We start from the raw sequence: 18,248 nt of genomic DNA on the forward strand, positions 1-18,248 counted from the left end.
TGCCCGTGCAGCCATGCGACAATGCCGCCTCTCGAAAATATCCGCTGAAACGCCCGTGCGCCTTGCGTGTTGGCCGTGGAAGCCGCCGGCTTGCGAACCTATGCCAGATTCCGCAGTAGAAAGAGATCCTGACACGCTCCGGGGCGAATCCGCCGCAAAATCCCGTCGCCGGCGTGCGGCCGGCATGCGCGACGAGCACGATATGCCCGGCGCCGATGCCGAAACGAAGCTCGCCCGCGCCGCGCGCTCGGCGCAGCGTCTCGCGCAACTGAGCGAAGACGCGCGCGGCGGTGAAACGCTCGATCTGTTTGCCGAAGACACCGAGCGCGCGCAATGCCAGGCGCTGAACACCGATATCCGTCAGGGCACGTTCGAAGGATTCGAGTTGCCGGACGTGTTTCTGGCGGCGGTGCAATCGAATTGCGGCACGGCGTCGGCGGGCGTCATTGCGGGCGAATCTGCCGCCGCCGCAAAACGCGCCGCGCGGGGGACGGCGGCATCGGTTGCGCCGGAGCAGGGCTTGTTTCAGGACGAACTGCCGCACGTCGACGCAGCGCGGCCGGATCAGCCGAAGTCCGCGGACAAGACCGGCGCGATCGCCGCTGCCGTGTCGCGCCCGGCGAGCGTCAGCACGTCCGTCGCGCCGGAGAGCACGGGTTCTACGCTCATTGCGCACGATCACGGCGACCGCGAGCCGCTCGCGCAAATCTCCGCGCCTGAACTCGACCGCGCCCGCGTCACCGCGTTCGCGGACACCATCGACGCGCTCCATGCGGTGATGGCCGAGCAACGCACGTCTGCCGCGGCCCACGCGCGCCGCATGAGGACGATGCTGACGATCATCGTCTGCGTGATGCTCGTCACGGTGGCGACCGGCATCGCGCAGACGGCGGTGCTGCTGCGCATGAGCCGCGACGGCAAGCTGCAGCAGGACCGCACCGAGCAATTGATGCTGAATCAGCAGGCCACGCTCGCCTCGCTCTTCGATACGGATTCGGCGACTCTCAGCCTACGCCGCGCCCCCGACACGCCGCACAATACCGACGACGCGTCGCCGGTGCAGCCTGTCAGCGCCGTCCCGCCCGATGCCACGCCGAAAAAGCACGCGCATCATCGCGCCAGTTCCACGGCGCACTGATCCCGCCCTCCGTCACATTCCTGCGACACACCGCACTGCGGCGGCGTGTCGCGGCTTTCTGCCGCTTACTGGCGAAGCACCGCTGCACGGTCACGTGCGTCCTGTCCCTGCTTTCATGACGCGCACGAAAACCTTCTAAGGTAGAAAAACTACAGGAAATTTTCTTAGAAATGTTGCGTTGCACTAGAAATCGGGCAAGGTCATCCCTATAATTCTCGCTAAGGGAAAACCCTCAAACATCAAACCGGAGTCAGTCATGAGCTACCTTTTCGCCCTGCTGCAAAAATTCGCTTCGCTGTTCGAGTCGCCGCACCTTCCGATGGATACGGACTACTCGTACCAAGCGCGTTTCCGTGAATCCGAGCGTCAGCGCAAGTCGCGCGGCACAGCTTTCGGCTTCCGTCTGTAATGCGTCGTTAATGGCGGCGCGGGAAACACAAAACCAGCAACACACGACGGCGAACGCCGTACGACCCGCCCGCCCATTTTTCTTCCCTATGTAGTTTTTCTAGCAATCTTTCCTCATCTCGGCGTCCTATTGGACGTGCCTATCCTCCGCGCTTTTCTGCGCGCGACCATTTCTCCATCCTTTCGTCTGTCTGACATCCGCTTCGCAAGCTGCCTGCTTCGCAAAAATGCGTCCCGACTTGTTCTCGCGCGACATGCCAAAATCGCCGCGCTGAACCGCTTCGCCGGCCGCAAAGCCTTGTCGCGCAAGGGTCTCACCGCAACGGCAAGAAACTGCCTGTATTCAAGTGTCGTATTTCCACATGTGGTTGTCGCAAATAGTCGGCTGATGAGACTTTTTTCTGGCAACTATGTATGCACAGCGCGGACGCACGTCCGCCCTCGTCAGGAGATTTTCGATGAATTCCCCGAAGGTAGTGGTCGAAGGACTGTGCAAAGTGTTCGGCAACAGTCCCAAACAGGCGCTCGACATGCTGGCCGGCGGCGCGACGAAGGAAGAAGTCTTCAAGCGCACCGGACAGATCGTCGGCGTCCATAACGTCTCCTTCGACGTCAAGGAAGGCGAGATTTTCGTGCTCATGGGCCTGTCCGGTTCGGGCAAATCCACGCTGATCCGGCTCATCAACCGCCTGGTCGAGCCGACCGCCGGCAAGGTGCTGATCGATGGCCGCGACGTCGCCGCCGTGAAGCGCTCCGAGCTCACGGCGCTGCGCCGCAAGGACATGAGCATGGTGTTTCAGTCCTTCGCGCTGATGCCGCAACGCACGGTTCTTTCCAACGCCGCATTCGGCCTCGAGGTCGCGGGCGTCGGCAAGAAGGAGCGCGAAGCGCGCGCGATGACCGTGCTCGAGCAGGTCGGCCTCGCGCCTTTCTCGCAGAAATTGCCGTCGCAGCTATCGGGCGGCATGCAGCAGCGCGTAGGCCTCGCGCGCGCGCTCGCGGTCAATCCTTCGCTGATGATCATGGACGAAGCGTTCTCCGCGCTCGATCCGCTCAAGCGCAAGGAAATGCAGAACGTGCTGCTCGATCTGCAACGCGAACAGCGCCGCACGATTCTCTTCGTGTCGCACGATCTGGAAGAGGCGATGCGTATCGGCACGCGCATCGCGATCATGGAAGGCGGGCGCGTGGTGCAGATCGGCACGCCGCAGGAAATCATCACGAATCCCGCCGACGACTACGTGGAAGCCTTTTTCGAAGGCATCGACACGAGCCGCTATCTCACCGCCGGCGATCTGATGCAGACCGATGAAGTGCCGCTCATCAGGCACAACATCCAGATCGACGCGTCGAGCGTGGCGCAGACCCTGAACGGCAGCGCCGACTATGCGTTCGTGCTCGACGCGCAACGCCGCATCCGTGGCTTCGTCGGGCGCGAGAACGCCAATGTTCAGCATATCGATTGCATCGAGCGGCACATGGCGCTGGACGACGTCGTGAACCGTGTGGTCGCGAGCCCCGCGCCGCTGCCCGTCGTCGAGGCGGACGGCTCGTACTGCGGGTCGATCAACAAGACCAATGTCCTGAAGGTCCTTACGCACCATCGAGGTTCCCATGTCTGAAATCATTCCGCTTGGCAGTTGGGTGGACCACGGCGTCCACTATCTCCTCGATCACGACGCGAAGACGTTCGATTCCATCGGCAAGGTCATCGAGACTTTCGCCGCGGCGATCGAGCATGCGCTGCAGTCCGTTCCGATGTGGGCGCTGATCGCGATTTTCGTGGGCATCGGCCTGTGGCGCGTCGGCTGGCGATTCGCGGCGTTCGTGCTCGCTTCGCTATTGCTGATCTACGCGACCAACTTCTGGGATCAGATGGTCATCACGCTGGGCCTCACGCTGTCGTCGACGTTGATCAGCCTGTTGCTCGGCATTCCGCTCGGCATCTGGGTCTCGAAGAGCAAGTACGTCGAGATGTCCGTGCGCCCCGTGCTCGACCTGATGCAGACCATGCCTGCATTCGTCTACCTGATTCCGGCCGCGATGCTGTTCGGTCTCGGCCGCGTGCCGGGCATTCTGGCGACCGTCATTTTCGCGATGCCGCCTGCCGTGCGTCTCACCGCGCTCGGCATCAAGCAGGTGAATCGCGAGATCGTGGAAGCGGGCCAGGCGTTCGGCTGCACGTCGTTCCAGTTGCTCTACAAGGTGCAGATTCCGAACGCGCTGCCTTCGATCATGACCGGCGTGAACCAGACGATCATGATGGCGCTGTCGATGGTCATCATCGCTTCGATGGTCGGCGCGGGCGGTCTCGGCAACGACGTGCTCGCATCGATTCAGCGACTGGATATCGGCCTCGGCTTCGAGAGCGGCTTGTCGGTGGTGTTGCTGGCGATCATTCTCGACCGCATCACCGAGAGCTTCGGACGCACGCCGGGCATGGCGCGCGCCCCGCTGTTCTCGGGTCTCAAGAGCGTAATGAAAGTGCGCCGCACTCCGGCGGCGCAACAAAGCTAACGAGGCTCCTGCATGAAGCGCGACGCGATCGTCCCAGCGGTTACCGATTCACCGTTGTCCAATCTCGCGCACTTCGGCTTCCTTACGCTGCCGAACTTCTCGATGATCGCGTTCACGAGCGCGGTCGAGGTGTTGCGCATGGCCAATTACATCGGCCGCGCGCAGCACTATCGATGGTCGATCATCACGCCGGACGGCGAGCCGGCGCGCGCGAGCAACGGCATCACCGTGAAGCCGACGGTGACGCTCGATGAAGCCGGCATGCCCGATGTGCTGATCGTGTGCGCGGGATGGCATGTCGCCGATTATGTCGACGACAAGATCATCGGCCTCTTGCAGCGCGCGCATGAAGCGGGCATTCCTCTCGGCGGCATATGCACCGGTCCGTATGCGCTGCTCGCGGCGAAGCTGCTCGATGGTTATCGCTGCACGCTGCACTGGGAAGATATGTCGCCGGTCAATAAGCGTTTCCCGCATGTGCGTTTCGCGGACGAGCTCTTCGTGATCGATCGCGACCGCATGACCTGCACGGGCGGCACGGCGCCGCTCGACCTGATGCTCAATCTTGTCGGCTTGCGGCTCGGGCAGGCGCATGCGGCGCAGGTATCGGAGCAGTTCATCGTCGAGCGAATTCGCGGATCGACGGACTACCAGCACATTCCCGTCGATGCGCGCGTGGGATTCTCTCGCGCGGAGCTCGTCGAAGTCGTGCGGCTGATGGAGGCGAACATCGAGGAGCCTTTGTCGCTCGAAGAACTTGCGCGGCTCGTGCATCTGTCGCAACGGCATTTGCAACGCATGTTCAAGATGTTCCTCAACGTATCGCCGACGCATTACTACCTGACGCTGCGCCTGCGTCGCGCGCGTGAATTGTTGCGCAACACGGATGCGTCGATTGCACGTGTGACCAGCATCTGCGGATTCCATTCGCCTTGTCATTTCAGCAAGGCGTATCGCGCGCAGTTCGGACATGCGCCGAGCGTCGAGCGTCGATTATCGGCCTGACGTTTTTCTGCTTGCTTTCTTCGGCCGTGCGGGCTGCTTCGAGCCTCGCGCGTGGGCCTTGTCGCGTTTATGTGCTTATAAAAAACTTGGGAGAGAGATATGAAACGCTTGTGGATCGCATCGATAGCGTCGATGGCGGCGGCAATGTTGTCGGGTGCGTATGGCGCCGAGCCTGCCGCGTGCAAGAACGTGCGCTTCGCTGATGTCGGCTGGACGGATATCGCCGCGACCACCGGACTCGCATCGACCGTTCTGCAGGGCTTGGGCTATAACCCGACAAAGACAATCGCTTCGGTGCCGATCACGTTCGCGGGCGTGAAGAGCAAGCAGATCGACGTGTTCCTCGGCTACTGGTCGCCGACGATGGACCCGATGATCGATTCGTTCAGGAAAGCGAATCAAGTGAAGGTGCTCGCGACGCCGAATCTGACGGGCGCCAAGTACACGCTCGCGGTGCCGGATTATGCGTATCAGGCGGGCATCAAGAACTTCAACGATATCGCGAAGAACTACGACAAGCTCGACGGCAAGATCTACGGCATCGAGCCGGGCAATGATGGCAATGCGCTCATCAAGAAGATGATCGACAGCAACATGTATGGGCTGGGCAAGTTCAAGCTGGTGGAGTCGAGCGAGGCGGGCATGCTCGTCGAAGTGAATCGCGCGATTCGCGAGAAGAAGCCCATCGTGTTTCTGGGCTGGGAACCGCATCCGATGAACGTGCAGATGAAGATCGACTATCTCGCGGGCGGCGATGATGTTTTCGGGCCGAACTATGGCGAAGCGAAGGTGCTGACGGTGACGCCGACTGATTACGACACGCGGTGCCCGAATGTCGCGAAGCTGGTGTCGAATCTGCAGTTCACGACGGATATCGAGAATCACGTGATGGTGCCGATCATGAACAAGACAGATGCGAACAAGGCGGCGCGCGAGTGGCTGAAACAGAATCCGGCGGTGCTGGATAAGTGGCTCGCGGGGGTGAAGACTTTCGATGGGAAGGAGGGGTTGCCGGCGGTGAAGGCGTACGTGGCGGGGAATTGAGCCTCTGCGTTATTTTGGCGACGCCCAATCCGCGGGCGTCGCCTCCGTGTTTTCAGCTTCGGAAGTGATCTTGTGTTGTCCTGGTTCAACTTCGGCATAAAGATAAGTCTTGGCCGCCGTGCTTCCCATTGCTTTTCCATCAAGTGTCACAGGCATTTTGACGCCAGCGCCAATCGACTCGTTTCGATACACATACAGAGACGCCTTTTGCGTCGGAACCGTAAAAGTCTTTAGCGCCGCATCCTGCTGCTGATGGACTGTCTGCGGTGAGTGACCGAAGTGCTTACAAGCGGTCGGTCAGATGGACGGGCGCATCGATGCACAAATCCGGTGTTCCCGTCCTGGCGATTAAAGCGAGCAATCAACTTCGATAATCCGTCTTCGCACCTTCGATCATTCTCAACGCCGCATTCCACTGCAGCGCCATGATTCCATCGGCTTCATCGCGCCGATACTGTGCCGCCGTCAATTCACAAACCTTCTCCGACGGCAGATTCAATTCCGCATTTCCCGCGAGCGCCCGAATCTGAATTTCACACGCCCTTTCAAGAAAATACATCTCCTGAAACGCCTCCGGAATCGACTTCCCGCAAGTCAATAATCCGTGATTCTTCAAGATCATCGCGTTATGCGAGCCGAGGTCATTCACGAGCCGATCGCGCTCCGCGAGATCCAGCGCAATCCCTTCATAATCGTGATACGCGATATGCCCGTAATACTTCAGCGCATGCTGGCTGATCGGCAAAAGCCCTTGCTTCTGCGCCGATACCGCCGCGCCCGCCGCCGTATGCGTATGCACGACGCACAGCACATCGGGCCGCGCCATGTGGATCGCCGAGTGAATCGTGAAGCCCGCCGGATTCACGCGGTATCGCTCGGGTTCCCCGCTCGCGCCCGCTTCGACGGGACGCCCTTCCTCATCGATGCGCACCAGATCCGATGCACGCATCTCGTCGAAGAGCACGCCATAGCGATTGATCAGAAAGTGATGGTCCGCTCCCGGCACACGCGCGCTGATGTGCGTGAAGATCATGTCGGTCCAGCGAAAGTGCCCGATCACGCGATACAGCGCCGCCAGATCGCAGCGCACCTTCCATTCTTCCTGCGAATACCCGTGAGTCTCCATGCCGTTCCTCCCTGGTTGACGAGCCGCGGATAACGTGAAGCGGATAAAGCCTAGATCGCCTGGGCGCGGCCCGGAAAAACTTCGTCGTAGTCCATTGCCTGAGTGGCTTCCTGCGCGTCCTGTGCGCCGCCGCCTTGCTCACGATACATCATCGGCGGCACACCGAATTGCTTGCGGAACTCACGGCCGAGATGCGATGCATCCGAGAAGCCGCAACTCGACGCGATATCCGCGACGGTCTTGTCCGAACTCGTCAGAAGCCACGCGGCGGTGCGCAGCCGGACCTGCTTCGCATACGCCTGCGGCGCCTTGCCCGTCTCCGCCTTGAAAAGCCGTTCGAGCTGCCGCGTCGAGAGATCGAGCTTATACGCGAGTTCATCGAGCGAGAGCGAACGGCCGACGTGCTGCTCCATCAGCAGGATCGCACGTTTCACCTTCGGATGCGTCGCGGGGGCGAGGCCCGGCGGATGCGGCTGCGGTGCGTTGCCCTTCTGCATGTCGTCGACCAGCAGGATGCGCAGCGCCTTCTGCACGGTCGCGGTTTCGAAGTGACGAAGCAGAATCGCGGCGGCGACATCGATCGATGCGCGCCCGCCCGAACACGTGATGCGCCTTCTGTCGATCACGAAGAGACGGTCCGCGACGAGCGCCTGTTCATCGGCATGCGGAAAGCGCTCGACGAAATCCCAGTAATGAAACCAGCTCACGCAGATGCGATGACCTTCGAGCACGCCCGCGCGCATCAGCGAGAACACGCCCGTGCACATGCCGACGAGCGTCGCGTTCGTCGCGGCGGCGCGCCGGATGAACTGCAGCGTCGCCTCGCTCGTGGCGGGACCGGAATGCAGCAGGCCGCCGACCACGACGACATAGTCGAACGGCTCGGCCTGATCGTAGGTCTCCCACGGCGTGATCTGAATACCGCAACTCGCGCGCACCGGCGCGAGCGTCTCGCCGATCACGCTCCACGAGCAGCGCACCGGGCGGCTGAAATCGCCTTCGTCGGCGGACAGGCGCAAGAGGTCGACGAAACCGGAAAACGCGGTCAGCGTGAAGTTCGGCAGCAGGATGATGCCGAAGCGGATGCGCGATTTCGATTGACCGTCGACGGACGACGGCGGAAGGGATTCTGCGGGACTCATACGGGCGACATGCGGCTGGACGTTATCCGGCGAGCATAACACTCGGCCGCGAGCCGCGGGCACGTGTCAGAAACGACGCGGCCGGCGTCGCGTGACGCCGGCCGCGTGAAGACGAAAAGGGCGACGAGGGGAGGCGGTTCAACCGCCGAGCACGGCGAAACCCCATGCGAAGACGCCGCCGATCAGCGCGCCCGTCGCGCGGCCGAGCACGCTCGCGATCGTGTAGTCGCCCCAACGCTGCTCGATTTCAGCCTTCAACACGCCGAAGTAGCGCAGCACGGGATCGATCGAACAGAGGAACATGAGCGCGACCCAGACGGGTGCCTGACGCGTGAGCACGTGTTCGGGCGAAAGCAGGTCCATTGCCTGAAGCGCGCCGACGACACCCGCGCCGACGAGGAAGGAGAGAACCCAGGACTTGAAGAACTGATCGGGTAGTGCGTGAGTTTCCATCGCGATGCAAACCGGAAGAAGCGGGGGAGAAAGCCTGAGCAACGGCCCAGCCGAGAACCTAGGGAATATACCGAGGCCCGCTCTCCCGACGCTTCGGACCAGTCTCAAAAATATGGAAAGTGCAACGAAGATGCGCAAAAAGGCGCCAGACGCGAAATGGTCTGTTACGCGCGACCTTGCCGAAAAACGCGCCTCGAACCGGCTTCGGGCCTCTTCAGCGCATTGAGAACGCCGACGAAAGGGCGGCGAACGACGCGCTGACGCCGCTATCCCATTTCGACGGCGTTTTTGTTCTATCGGGTCTTTTTAGGGTTTGGTGCAATAGGCGCCATAGAGAAACCCGCGAAACCACGGCAGCGCAGCGCGCCACGCCAAACCCAGGGACACGCCAATGAACGTCAGCGTCTTCGATCTGTTCAAGATCGGCATCGGACCGTCGAGCTCGCATACCGTCGGGCCGATGATCGCGGCATGCCGGTTCGCGTCGCATATCGAGGATGCCAATCTGCTCGGCTTCGTCACCCGCGTGCGTGCTGAGTTGTTCGGCTCGCTCGGTGCGACCGGCAAGGGTCACGGCACCGATAAGGCCGTGCTGCTCGGTCTCGAAGGCAACCTGCCCGATCTCATCGATCCGGACATCATCGCGCCGCGTCTGAAGCAGATCCGCGAGACCAAGCGCCTCAATCTGCTCGGCAAGCACGAAGTGGTGTTCGAAGAGCGCGAGCACATCGGCTTCTATCGCAAGCTGATGCCGGGCGCGCCGGGAACGAGCATCGTGCACCCGAACGGCATGCGCTTTCAGGCGTTCGACGAGAACGGCCAGTTGCTCGTCGAGAAAGAGTATTACTCGATCGGCGGCGGCTTCGTCGTGAATCGCGAAGGCGATCGCGTCAACGGTTTGCGCGCGGGCGGCACGGTGCCGCATCCGTTTCGCACCGGCGACGATCTGATGCGCATCTGCAAGGAGACAGGTCTGTCTATCGCGGAAGTGACGATGCAGAACGAATGCGCCAATCGCAGCGAGACGGAAGTGCGCGAGGGCATGCTCGCCGTGTGGCGCGTGATGGCCGCGTGCGTCGAGCGCGGCTGCAAGGAGCGCGGCGAGCTGCCCGGCCCGATGCGCGTGAAGCGTCGCGCGGCCGACTTGTCGATCCAGTTGCGCTCGCGTTCCGAAGAGTCGCTGCGCGATCCCCTGTCGATGCTCGACTGGGTCAATCTCTACGCGATGGCCGTCAACGAAGAAAACGCAGCGGGCGGCCGCGTCGTCACCGCGCCGACGAACGGCGCCGCCGGCGTGATCCCCGCCGTGCTGCATTACTACGTGAAGTTCATGCACGGTGCAAACGATGAAGGCATCGTGCGCTTCCTCCTGACCGCGGCCGCCATCGGCATCATCTACAAGGAAACCGCGTCGATCTCCGGCGCTGAAGTGGGCTGCCAGGGCGAAGTGGGCGTCGCCTGCTCGATGGCCGCCGCCGCGCTCGCCGCCGTGATGGGCGGCACGCCCGAGCAAGTGGAAAATGCGGCGGAAATCGGCATGGAGCACAACCTCGGCATGACCTGCGATCCGGTCGGCGGGCTCGTGCAGATTCCGTGCATCGAGCGCAACGCGATGGGCTCGATCAAGGCGATCAACGCGGCGCGCATGGCGATGAAGGGCGACGGCAAGCATTACGTGTCGCTCGACTCGGTCATCAAGACGATGCGCGAAACCGGCGCCGACATGAAGACGAAATACAAGGAGACGTCGCGCGGTGGCCTCGCCGTCAACGTCATCGAATGCTGAATCGATTGCAAGCACAAACCCCGCACGAAGGAAGAGATACACCATGAGCCGCTATTCCATCTTCAGCCTGCTGCGCAACGGCATGTCGTATCACGAGAACTGGGAGCGCCAGTGGCGAAGCCCCGAGCCGAAGCGCGAGTACGACGTGGTGATCGTCGGCGGCGGCGGTCATGGTCTCGCGACGGCCTACTATCTCGCGAAAGAGCATGGCATCACGAATGTCGCGATTCTGGAGAAGGGATGGATCGGCGGCGGCAATACGGCGCGCAACACGACCATCGTGCGGTCGAACTATCTGTGGGATGAATCGGCGGCGTTGTACGAGAAGGCGATGAAGCTGTGGGAAGGCCTCTCGCAAGATCTCAACTACAACGTGATGTTCTCGCAGCGCGGCGTGATGAACCTCGCGCACAATCTGCAGGACGTGCGTGACACGGAACGTCGCGTGAACGCGAACCGCCTCAATGGCGTCGATGCCGAGTTCCTGACGCCGCAGCAGATCAAGGAGATCGAGCCGACGATCAACCTCAATAGCCGTTATCCGGTGCTGGGTGCGTCGATTCAGCGTCGCGGCGGCGTCGCGCGTCACGATGCGGTGGCCTGGGGCTTCGCGCGCGGCGCGGATCGCGCGGGCGTCGACATCATTCAGAACTGCCAGGTCGTCGGCATTCGCCGCGATGGCAGTCAGGTGACGGGCGTCGATACGACCAAGGGTTTCATCAAGGCGAAGAAGGTCGCCGTGGTCACGGCCGGCAGCACGACGACGCTCGCCGACATGGCCGGCGTGCGTCTGCCGATCGAGAGTCATCCGCTTCAGGCGCTCGTGTCCGAGCCGATCAAGCCGGTGGTGAACACGGTCATCATGTCGAACGCGGTGCACGCGTACATCAGCCAGTCCGACAAGGGCGATCTGGTGATCGGCGCGGGCGTCGATCAGTACGCGGGGTACGGGCAGCGCGGCAGTTTCCACATCATCGAAGGCACGCTCGAAGCGATCGTCGAGATGTTCCCGGTATTCTCGCGCGTGCGCATGAACCGTCAGTGGGGCGGCATCGTCGATGTCTCGCCGGATGCGTGCCCGATCATTTCGAAGACCGACGTGAAGGGCCTCTACTTCAACTGCGGCTGGGGCACGGGCGGCTTCAAGGCGACGCCGGGCTCGGGCTGGGCGTATGCACACACCATCGCGAAGGACGAGCCGCATGCGCTGAATGCGCCGTTCTCGCTGGATCGCTTCTATACCGGTCATCTGATCGACGAACACGGCGCGGCTGCCGTGGCTCACTAATCGCACTTGGAGCGAAAAACATGTTGCTGATCGAATGCCCCTGGTGCGGGCCGCGCGCCGAAACCGAATTTTCCTGCGGAGGCGAAGCGGATATCGCGCGCCCGCTCGACACCGAAAAACTCTCCGATAAAGAATGGGGCGATTACCTCTTCATGCGCAAGAACCCGCGCGGCGTGCATCGCGAACAATGGAATCATGCGCAGGGCTGCCGCCGCTGGTTCAAGGTGCAGCGCGACACAGTCACTTATGAAATTCAAGGCTACGAGACGTTCGACCGTCCGCTGGCTGTGATGCAAGACAACGGAGGCACGTCGAAATGAGCCAGAAAGACCGACTCGGCATGGGCGGGCGCATCAACCGCGCGATTCCCGTGACCTTCACGTTCAACGGCAAGACGTATCAGGGCTTCGAAGGCGACACGCTCGCTTCGGCCTTGCTTGCCAATGGCGAGCGCTTCGTCGCGCGTAGCTGGAAGTATCACCGTCCGCGGGGCATCATCACGGCGGGTGTGGAAGAGCCGAATGCTGTGGTGCAGCTCGAAACCGGCGCATACACCGTGCCGAATGCGCGCGCCACGGAAGTCGAGCTTTATCAGGGCCTCGTCGCGACGAGCGTGAACGCGAAGCCGAGCATCGAGAAGGATCGCATGGCGGTCAATCAGAAGATCGCGCGCTTCATTCCCGCGGGCTTCTACTACAAGACGTTCATGTGGCCGCGCAAGCTGTGGCCGAAGTACGAAGAAGTCATTCGCGATGCGGCGGGTCTCGGCGAAGCGCCGAAGCAACTCGACGCCGATCGCTACGACAAGTGCTTCGCGCATTGCGACGTGCTCGTGGTCGGCGGCGGACCGTCGGGACTGGCTGCCGCGCACGCGGCGGGTCTGTCGGGCGCGCGCGTGATTCTCGTCGACGATCAACGCGAACTCGGCGGCTCGCTGCTGTCGTGCCGCGCGGAAATCGATGGCAAGCCTGCATTGCAATGGGTGCAGAAGATCGAAGCCGAATTGCGAAAAATGCCTGACGTGAAGGTACTTTCGCGCAGCACGGCGTTCGGCTATCAGGATCACAACCTCGTCACGATCACGCAACGTCTGACCGAACATCTGCCGATATCGCGTCGTCAGGGCACGCGCGAGCTGATGTGGAAAGTGCGTGCGAAGCGCGTGATTCTCGCGACCGGCGCGCATGAGCGTCCGATCGTCTTCGGCAACAACGATCTGCCGGGCATCATGCTGGCGTCGGCGGTGTCGACGTATCTGCATCGCTATGCGGTGCTGCCGGGCCGTCAGGCGGTCGTGTTCACGAACAACGACGACGCGTATCAATGCGCGCTCGATCTGAAGGCCGCCGGCGCCGAGGTGACGGTCGTCGATCCGCGTCCGGCCGAATCGAAGGGCACGTTGCCCGCGGCGGCGCGGCGCTACGGCGTGCGCGTGATGAACAACGCGGTCGTTACCGTTGCGCATGGCAAGTATCGCGTCGCGTCGGTCGAAGTGTCTTCGTATTCGAACGGCCAGGTCGGTCAGAAGCAAGCCGATCTTCCGTGCGATCTCGTCGTGATGTCGGGCGGCTGGAGCCCGGTGCTGCATCTGTTCGCGCAATCGGGCGGCAAGGCGCACTGGCACGACGAGAAGGCGTGCTTCGTTCCCGGCAAGGCATTGCAGGCGGAAAGCAGCGTCGGCGCATGCGCGGGTGAGTTCTCGCTGGCGCGTGGCATTCGCTTCGGCGTCGATGCGGGCGCGGATGCGGCGCGCGCGGCGGGCCATATCGTCGCGAAGCCGAAGGCCGTGCAGGTCGCCGAAATCGTCGAAGCGCCGATGATGCCGCTGTGGATCGTCGGCAACAAGGAAATGTCGACTCGTGGTCCTAAGCAATTCGTCGACTACCAGAACGATGTATCCGCTGCGGACATCTATCTCGCTGCGCGTGAAGGCTTCGAATCCGTCGAGCACGTGAAGCGTTATACGGCGATGGGCTTCGGCACCGACCAGGGCAAGCTCGGCAACATCAACGGCATGGCGATTCTCGCGGGCGCTTTGGGCAAGACGATTCCGGAAACCGGCACGACGACCTTCCGCCCGAACTACACGCCCGTGACCTTCGGCACGTTCGCGGGTCGCGAGCTCGGCGAGTTCCTCGATCCGGTGCGCAAGACCGCGATCCACGAATGGCACGTCGAGAACGGCGCGATGTTCGAGGATGTCGGCAACTGGAAGCGTCCCTGGTATTACCCGAAGGGCGGTGAAGACATGCACGCGGCGGTTGCGCGCGAGTCGCTCGCGGTGCGTCAGAGCGTCGGCATTCTCGATGCATCGACGCTCGGCAAGATCGACATTCAAGGCCCGGATTCGGCGAAGCTGCTCAACTGGATGTACACGAATCCGTGGAGCAAGCTCGAAGTGGGCAAGTGCCGCTACGGTTTGATGCTCGACGAAAACGGCATGATCTTCGACGACGGCGTCACGGTGCGCTTAGGCGAACAGCACTACATGATGACGACGACCACCGGCGGCGCGGCGCGCGTGCTGACGTGGCTCGAACGCTGGCTGCAAACCGAATGGCCCGACATGCGCGTGCGTCTCGCATCCGTGACGGATCACTGGGCGACGTTTGCGGTCGTCGGCCCGAACAGCCGCAAGGTGCTGCAGAAGGTGTGCCACGACATCGACTTCGCGAACGCGGCGTTCCCGTTCATGAGCTATCGCGATGGCACGGTGGCGGGCGCATCGGCGCGTGTGATGCGCATCAGCTTCTCGGGCGAGCTTGCCTACGAAGTGAACGTGCCGGCGAACGTCGGACGCGCGGTGTGGGAAGCGCTGATGCTCGCGGGCGCCGAGTTCGACATCACGCCGTACGGCACGGAAACGATGCACGTGCTGCGCGCGGAGAAGGGCTACATCATCGTGGGCCAGGATACCGATGGCTCGATGACGCCTTACGACCTCGGCATGGGCGGACTCGTGGCGAAGTCGAAGGACTTCATCGGCAAGCGTTCGCTCACCCGTTCGGATACGGCGAAGCAGGGCCGCAAGCAGTTCGTCGGCCTGCTCACCGATGATCCTTCGGTCGTGCTGCCGGAAGGCGCGCAGATCGTCGCGGGTCCGTTCCAGGGCGACACCGCGCCGATGCTCGGACACGTGACGTCGAGCTATTACAGCCCTATTTTGAAGCGCTCGATTGCGTTGGCCGTCGTGAAGGGCGGTCTCGAGAAGGTCGGCGAATCGGTTCTGATTCCGCTCGCCAATGGCAAGCGCATCAACGCAAAAATCACCAGTTCGGTGTTCTACGACAGCGAAGGAGCACGTCAGCATGTTGAATGAAGTCAAGGCATCCGCGACGGTCGTCGACCGTGCCATCAGCGGACAAGGCCTCAGTGGCATTTGGCAGGAATCCCCGCTCGTAGGCGCCGATGCGCTCATGAAGTCGCACCAGAGCGCATCGCCGAAAGCGGTTCGCCTGACGGAGCGTCCGTTCCTCGAACTCGTGAACGTGCGCGGCGATACGCGCGATGCGGCCTTCGTGAAAGCGGTGCAGAACGTGATCGGCTGCGTGCCGCCCGAGAAGGCGAACACGATTGCGCGCGGCAACGGCTACACGATGCTGTGGCTCGGCCCCGACGAATGGCTCGTTCGTTCCGATGCCGCGCACGATGCAGCGCGTCCCGCGCCGCTCGAAGCGAAGCTGCGCGATGCGTTCGTCGGCCAGTTCTCGGCGGCGGTGGATATCGGCAGCGGCTACACGGTGCTCGAAATCGATGGCCCGAAGACGCGTGAGCTGCTCTCGCGCGGCTGCCCGCTCGACCTTCATCCGAAGGTCTTCGGAGAAGGCCAGTGCGCGCAGAGCCACTTCTTCAAGGCATCGATCACGCTGACGCCGCTGGGTGGCGATCGCTACGAAATCATCGTGCGCCGCAGCTTTGCCGATTACTTCGTGAAGATCATGCTCGACGCAGCCGAGCCGCTCATCGCATGAAACCGTTCGAACCGCTCGAGGTTGGAGGGCAGGGCTGGCGCGTCGTCGTCGATGAGTTGATCGTGAAGACGCGCGTCGGCTTGTACGAGCATGAGCATGAAGGTCCGCAGCCCGTTTGCATCGATGCGAGCCTGCGTTATCGCGGGATTCCGGACGAATCGAGCGATGGCCTGATCGACTACGAAGCGTGGTGCAATCGCGTCAGCGCGTTTCTCGAAACGAAGCCGCATACGCGTCTGCTCGAAACGCTCGCGGTCGAGATCGCCGCGCTGTCATTCGATGAATGGCCCGCGCTCGATGCGCTCACGCTCACGCTGCACAAGCCGAAGATTCGCGAAGGCACGAAGCGTCTCGGGCTCGAACTCGACTGGCGTCGCGCGGACTACCATGCGTGGCGTCTGAAAGCCGCCGCGCGTCACGCGTCCGTGTGATGAATCCGTCACGCGACACCGCCGCGCAGCTTTCCGAACGTGCGTGCAAGAAGCACGATGCGGGCGCGGCGCTGGCGTTGCTCGATCGGAGCATTGCGCTGAAGCATCGGCGCATTGCGTTGATTCGCTATCTTCATGCGCAGTATCTCAATGCTCCGCTGGAAGCGCGGCATCACGACTATGTGAAGACGATCGCGGCGCGTCTCAGCGCGGAAGCGTTGACGCAGATCGCCGCTTCGGCGCGCGCCCGCTTCGGCGCATGACGTATCCGCGCTGTTCGATGACGCAAATCCTCTGGTGCGGAGAATTATGTTGGCGTCTACTGAAGTCATCTGAACTTACGCGGCGCACGCCGCATCGAGAGGGATGACATGTCTATCGCCATGCAACCACGCGCGAGCGCCGCGGCAAGGCTCGAACGCCTGCCGTTTTCCGGGTATCACCGCACGATCTTCATCATCATCGCGATCGCGTTCTTCTTCGATTCGGTCGATCTCGGCACGATGACTTTCGTGCTCGGTTCCATCAAGACCGAGTTCGGCTTATCGACCGCAACGGCGGGGCTCGTCGCGAGCGCGAGCTTCTTCGGCATGGTGCTGGGCGCGGCGGTTGCGGGCCTGCTTGCCGATCGCTTCGGAAGGCGGCCCGTGTTCCAGTGGAGCATGGTGCTGTGGGGTCTTGCGTCGTATCTGTGCTCGACGGCGCAATCCGTCGATGCGCTGATTTTTTATCGTGTGCTGCTGGGCATCGGCATGGGCATGGAGTTTCCGATCGCGCAGACCCTGCTGTCTGAATTCGTGCCGACGGCATCGCGCGGCCGCTTGATCGCGCTGATGGACGGCTTCTGGCCGCTCGGGTTCATCGCGTCGGGCGTGGTGTCGTACTTCGTGCTGCCGAAGTTCGGCTGGCGCACGGAGTTCGCGTTGCTCGCGATTCCGGCGGTGTTCGTGCTGATCGTGCGTCGCGTGGTGCCGGAGTCGCCGCGCTGGCTGGAGCATCGTGGACGCTTCGACGAAGCGGACCGCGTGCTCGCCGATGTCGAAGTGAAGGTGATGAAGGCGAAAGGCTTGCGCCAGTTGCCGCCGCCTTCGATGCTCGCCGAGCCGCCTGCGCATCGCGGATCGGGAGCGTTTCGCGAGATCTGGAGCGCCGCGTATCGGCGTCGCACGGTGATGGTGTGGACGCTGTGGTTCTTCGCGTTGCTCGGGTTTTATGGGTTGACGTCGTGGCTGGGCGCGTTGATGCAGCAGGCGGGTTTTGCCGTGACGAAGTCGGTGCTTTATACGGTGCTGATTTCGCTTGGCGGCGTGCCGGGGTTCCTGTGCGCGGCGTGGCTCGTCGAGCGATGGGGACGCAAGCCGGCTTGCATCGCATCGCTTTTGGGTAGCGGCGTGATGGCTTACGTGTACGGACAGACCGCGTTGCATGCCGAAACGCCGACGCTGCTCATCTGCGCCGGGCTCGCGATGCAGTTCTTCCTTTTCGCGATGTGGGCCGTGCTTTATACCTATACGCCCGAGTTGTACGGGACGGGCGCGCGGGCGACCGGGTCGGGTTTCGCATCGGCGATCGGGCGTGTGGGGTCGTTGATCGGGCCTTATGTCGTGGGTGTGGTGTTGCCTGTGTTTGGGCAGGGCGGGGTGTTTTCGCTTGGAGCGGCTTGTTTCGTGGTGGCGGCTTCGGCGGTCTGGATTTTGGGTATCGAAACGAAAGGGCTTGCGCTGGAGACGCTGGTCTCGGAAGCGGAGGAGCAGGAAGGGAGTGGCGTGCTGGCTTCGGCCAGGGAGTGAGCGTGCAGGTGGTTGAAGTAGGGCGATTTTGGGGCCGCGCTTGCGCGGCCTTTCTTTGTGTGTAAAGAAATTCGGGGGATTCGTATGGAGTTGATCTGCTTTTTCCATAAAACTATGGACTACAGATAAAATATACTGCGCATCGTCAA

Annotated in this window: 18 protein-coding genes; 14 read left to right on the forward strand and 4 right to left on the reverse strand. The window is 62.2% G+C overall.

The window, feature by feature from the left end; all coding sequences use genetic code 11:
• Window positions 1-184 precede the first annotated feature (184 nt).
• The 6 genes from AWB75_RS22685 to AWB75_RS22705 all read left to right on the forward strand — a co-directional run bounded on the left by AWB75_RS22685 (window position 185) and on the right by AWB75_RS22705 (window position 6,112).
• On the forward strand, window positions 185-1,138 hold the full coding sequence (locus AWB75_RS22685; protein WP_061126294.1) for a hypothetical protein: 954 nt from the start codon (window positions 185-187) through the stop codon (window positions 1,136-1,138).
• A 256-nt stretch (window positions 1,139-1,394) separates the two neighbouring features.
• Window positions 1,395-1,547, forward strand: a complete 153-nt coding sequence (locus AWB75_RS38175; RefSeq protein ID WP_200823020.1) for a hypothetical protein — start codon at window positions 1,395-1,397, stop codon at window positions 1,545-1,547.
• A 457-nt stretch (window positions 1,548-2,004) separates the two neighbouring features.
• Entirely contained in the window at window positions 2,005-3,168 is a 1,164-nt protein-coding gene (locus AWB75_RS22690) for a quaternary amine ABC transporter ATP-binding protein (protein ID WP_061126295.1), read from the forward strand.
• Window positions 3,161-4,063, forward strand: a complete 903-nt coding sequence (gene choW, locus AWB75_RS22695; RefSeq protein WP_061126296.1) for a choline ABC transporter permease subunit — start codon at window positions 3,161-3,163, stop codon at window positions 4,061-4,063. The genes AWB75_RS22690 and choW overlap by 8 nt, the downstream gene beginning before the upstream one ends.
• Before the next feature lie 12 nt (window positions 4,064-4,075).
• Window positions 4,076-5,068 (forward strand): GlxA family transcriptional regulator, encoded by a 993-nt coding sequence (locus tag AWB75_RS22700; RefSeq protein WP_061126297.1) that lies wholly within the window; start codon window positions 4,076-4,078, stop codon window positions 5,066-5,068.
• A 99-nt stretch (window positions 5,069-5,167) separates the two neighbouring features.
• Complete coding sequence (locus AWB75_RS22705) at window positions 5,168-6,112, forward strand: choline ABC transporter substrate-binding protein (protein WP_061126298.1); 945 nt, start codon at window positions 5,168-5,170, stop codon at window positions 6,110-6,112.
• Window positions 6,113-6,121: 9 nt separating this feature from the next.
• Here the strand turns inward: AWB75_RS22705 and AWB75_RS22710 are convergent, their stop codons facing one another.
• The 4 genes from AWB75_RS22710 to AWB75_RS22725 all read right to left on the reverse strand — a co-directional run bounded on the left by AWB75_RS22710 (window position 6,122) and on the right by AWB75_RS22725 (window position 8,833).
• Complete coding sequence (locus tag AWB75_RS22710; RefSeq protein WP_159462798.1) at window positions 6,122-6,310, reverse strand: DUF2846 domain-containing protein; 189 nt, start codon at window positions 6,308-6,310, stop codon at window positions 6,122-6,124.
• 163 nt (window positions 6,311-6,473) lie between these two features.
• On the reverse strand, window positions 6,474-7,238 hold the full coding sequence (locus AWB75_RS22715; RefSeq protein ID WP_061126299.1) for a class II aldolase/adducin family protein: 765 nt from the start codon (window positions 7,236-7,238) through the stop codon (window positions 6,474-6,476).
• 50 nt (window positions 7,239-7,288) lie between these two features.
• On the reverse strand, window positions 7,289-8,380 hold the full coding sequence (locus AWB75_RS22720) for a GlxA family transcriptional regulator (protein WP_061126300.1): 1,092 nt from the start codon (window positions 8,378-8,380) through the stop codon (window positions 7,289-7,291).
• A gap of 138 nt (window positions 8,381-8,518) precedes the next feature.
• On the reverse strand, window positions 8,519-8,833 hold the full coding sequence (locus tag AWB75_RS22725) for a hypothetical protein (RefSeq protein ID WP_061126301.1): 315 nt from the start codon (window positions 8,831-8,833) through the stop codon (window positions 8,519-8,521).
• 391 nt (window positions 8,834-9,224) lie between these two features.
• Between AWB75_RS22725 and AWB75_RS22730 the strand changes: the two genes are divergently transcribed.
• The 8 genes from AWB75_RS22730 to AWB75_RS22765 all read left to right on the forward strand — a co-directional run bounded on the left by AWB75_RS22730 (window position 9,225) and on the right by AWB75_RS22765 (window position 18,099).
• Window positions 9,225-10,619, forward strand: coding sequence for an L-serine ammonia-lyase (locus AWB75_RS22730; protein WP_061126302.1), 1,395 nt, complete (start codon window positions 9,225-9,227; stop codon window positions 10,617-10,619).
• A gap of 43 nt (window positions 10,620-10,662) precedes the next feature.
• Window positions 10,663-11,907, forward strand: coding sequence for a sarcosine oxidase subunit beta family protein (locus AWB75_RS22735; protein WP_008344986.1), 1,245 nt, complete (start codon window positions 10,663-10,665; stop codon window positions 11,905-11,907).
• A 20-nt stretch (window positions 11,908-11,927) separates the two neighbouring features.
• Window positions 11,928-12,227, forward strand: coding sequence for a sarcosine oxidase subunit delta (locus AWB75_RS22740; protein WP_061126303.1), 300 nt, complete (start codon window positions 11,928-11,930; stop codon window positions 12,225-12,227).
• On the forward strand, window positions 12,224-15,226 hold the full coding sequence (locus AWB75_RS22745) for a sarcosine oxidase subunit alpha family protein (protein WP_061126304.1): 3,003 nt from the start codon (window positions 12,224-12,226) through the stop codon (window positions 15,224-15,226). The genes AWB75_RS22740 and AWB75_RS22745 overlap by 4 nt, the downstream gene beginning before the upstream one ends.
• Entirely contained in the window at window positions 15,216-15,878 is a 663-nt protein-coding gene (locus AWB75_RS22750) for a sarcosine oxidase subunit gamma (RefSeq protein WP_061126305.1), read from the forward strand. Before AWB75_RS22745 ends, AWB75_RS22750 begins: the two co-directional genes overlap by 11 nt.
• A complete protein-coding gene (locus AWB75_RS22755) occupies window positions 15,875-16,309 on the forward strand; it encodes a dihydroneopterin aldolase (protein ID WP_061126306.1) in 435 nt (144 codons plus the stop codon). The genes AWB75_RS22750 and AWB75_RS22755 overlap by 4 nt, the downstream gene beginning before the upstream one ends.
• Entirely contained in the window at window positions 16,309-16,572 is a 264-nt protein-coding gene (locus AWB75_RS22760; RefSeq protein ID WP_061126307.1) for a hypothetical protein, read from the forward strand. Before AWB75_RS22755 ends, AWB75_RS22760 begins: the two co-directional genes overlap by 1 nt.
• 108 nt (window positions 16,573-16,680) lie before the next feature.
• Window positions 16,681-18,099 carry an MFS transporter gene (locus AWB75_RS22765; protein WP_061126308.1) on the forward strand — a complete coding sequence of 473 codons (1,419 nt, stop codon included), beginning with the start codon at window positions 16,681-16,683 and terminating at the stop codon, window positions 18,097-18,099.
• The last annotated feature ends 149 nt before the right edge of the window (window positions 18,100-18,248 follow it).

Source organism: Caballeronia catudaia, from assembly GCF_001544755.2.
GTDB lineage: Bacteria > Pseudomonadota > Gammaproteobacteria > Burkholderiales > Burkholderiaceae > Caballeronia > Caballeronia catudaia.

Excerpts from the sequence above, each read along its gene's own strand:
- AWB75_RS22730 (WP_061126302.1), top strand. The coding sequence starts at position 9,225 with ATGAACGTCAGCGTCTTCGATCTGTTCAAGATCGGCATCGGACCGTCG.
- AWB75_RS22715 (WP_061126299.1), bottom strand. The coding sequence starts at position 7,238 with ATGGAGACTCACGGGTATTCGCAGGAAGAATGGAAGGTGCGCTGCGAT.
- AWB75_RS22685 (WP_061126294.1), top strand. The coding sequence starts at position 185 with ATGCGCGACGAGCACGATATGCCCGGCGCCGATGCCGAAACGAAGCTC.
- AWB75_RS38175 (WP_200823020.1), top strand. The coding sequence starts at position 1,395 with ATGAGCTACCTTTTCGCCCTGCTGCAAAAATTCGCTTCGCTGTTCGAG.
- AWB75_RS22725 (WP_061126301.1), bottom strand. The coding sequence starts at position 8,833 with ATGGAAACTCACGCACTACCCGATCAGTTCTTCAAGTCCTGGGTTCTC.
- AWB75_RS22745 (WP_061126304.1), top strand. The coding sequence starts at position 12,224 with ATGAGCCAGAAAGACCGACTCGGCATGGGCGGGCGCATCAACCGCGCG.
- choW (WP_061126296.1), top strand. The coding sequence starts at position 3,161 with ATGTCTGAAATCATTCCGCTTGGCAGTTGGGTGGACCACGGCGTCCAC.
- AWB75_RS22735 (WP_008344986.1), top strand. The coding sequence starts at position 10,663 with ATGAGCCGCTATTCCATCTTCAGCCTGCTGCGCAACGGCATGTCGTAT.
- AWB75_RS22700 (WP_061126297.1), top strand. The coding sequence starts at position 4,076 with ATGAAGCGCGACGCGATCGTCCCAGCGGTTACCGATTCACCGTTGTCC.
- AWB75_RS22760 (WP_061126307.1), top strand. The coding sequence starts at position 16,309 with ATGAATCCGTCACGCGACACCGCCGCGCAGCTTTCCGAACGTGCGTGC.
- AWB75_RS22765 (WP_061126308.1), top strand. The coding sequence starts at position 16,681 with ATGTCTATCGCCATGCAACCACGCGCGAGCGCCGCGGCAAGGCTCGAA.
- AWB75_RS22750 (WP_061126305.1), top strand. The coding sequence starts at position 15,216 with ATGTTGAATGAAGTCAAGGCATCCGCGACGGTCGTCGACCGTGCCATC.
- AWB75_RS22720 (WP_061126300.1), bottom strand. The coding sequence starts at position 8,380 with ATGAGTCCCGCAGAATCCCTTCCGCCGTCGTCCGTCGACGGTCAATCG.
- AWB75_RS22705 (WP_061126298.1), top strand. The coding sequence starts at position 5,168 with ATGAAACGCTTGTGGATCGCATCGATAGCGTCGATGGCGGCGGCAATG.
- AWB75_RS22740 (WP_061126303.1), top strand. The coding sequence starts at position 11,928 with ATGTTGCTGATCGAATGCCCCTGGTGCGGGCCGCGCGCCGAAACCGAA.
- AWB75_RS22755 (WP_061126306.1), top strand. The coding sequence starts at position 15,875 with ATGAAACCGTTCGAACCGCTCGAGGTTGGAGGGCAGGGCTGGCGCGTC.
- AWB75_RS22690 (WP_061126295.1), top strand. The coding sequence starts at position 2,005 with ATGAATTCCCCGAAGGTAGTGGTCGAAGGACTGTGCAAAGTGTTCGGC.